This is a genomic window from Paenibacillus sp. NEAU-GSW1, assembly GCF_009737085.1.
GTDB lineage: Bacteria > Bacillota > Bacilli > Paenibacillales > Paenibacillaceae > Pristimantibacillus.
The window spans coordinates 1-957 of record NZ_WOVL01000061.1; the positions used below are offsets into that span (position 1 = coordinate 1).

The 957-nt window shown below is 37.0% G+C and carries 1 protein-coding gene; it reads left to right on the forward strand.

Annotated elements, in window-relative coordinates; all coding sequences use genetic code 11:
- The first annotated feature begins 301 nt into the window (after positions 1-301).
- Positions 302-793, forward strand: a complete 492-nt coding sequence (locus GOM71_RS23640) for a hypothetical protein (RefSeq protein ID WP_156285573.1) — start codon at positions 302-304, stop codon at positions 791-793.
- Positions 794-957 lie beyond the last annotated feature (164 nt).

The window sequence follows — 957 nt, forward strand, 5'->3', positions numbered from 1 at the left end:
GTCGTATCTTTTCATTGTCTCTCGTCTCCCTCGTTAGCTTCCATTTTATTTCATACGAGGGTGTTTTGCGACTGCACTTTTAGCGTAGCACTCCAGAATATATTTATTACTGTTGTAGGAGAACAAAATGATACCCGAATGGAAGTACATATAAACGCAAGAACAGGCGAGTATCTAGGAAGGACAGAATTTACAAGGAGGTGAGTGGCAAAGATCTTGATGATTATCCATCTGTTAGAAATGTTAAGAATGATTGAGCATGCAGGAGGAAAGTAAACTTTAAAGTAGGAGGGTTCTCAGAATGATTAAAAATATGATTAAAGCTTCAGTAGTTGTATCAGCATTAGCATTATTCTTTGGTACTTCAAATTATATTACAGAAGCGGCCACTTACAACTATACCAATCAGGATGTTACATCATACGTTTCTTTAGTAGGAAAAAAAACTTTTCATGGAACAACTCCGACTCAATACTATACAGCGGCGGTACATCCTGTAACATGTGGTAAAGCCACTTCTGGAACCATATTACCATATGGCACTCAAATTTATACTGATCAGGAATTATCTGCACCTGGATCTGAAGAGGGATATTTGGATGGATTTTTAGTAGAAGATATGGGTGATGTAAACTGTACAAGAAAAGTAACTCCTCCATTTGGAGGAACTGCACGTAAATTAACTTCACATTGGTTCGATGTGTATTACGGTTTAAATACAACAACCAATACCTCAAATGCACTTACGTTTGGGACTAAGTTCAATATTGATTACACGGCGTATACCCCATAATCAAATTATAAATAAACTATATAGAATGGTTTTATTCTGGATTATGGATAAACCCAGCGTATTTGAAAATGGAGTGCTACGCTAAAAGTGCAGTCGCAAAACACCCTCGTATGAAATAAAATGGAAGCTAACGAGGGAGACGAGAGACAATGAAAAGATACGAC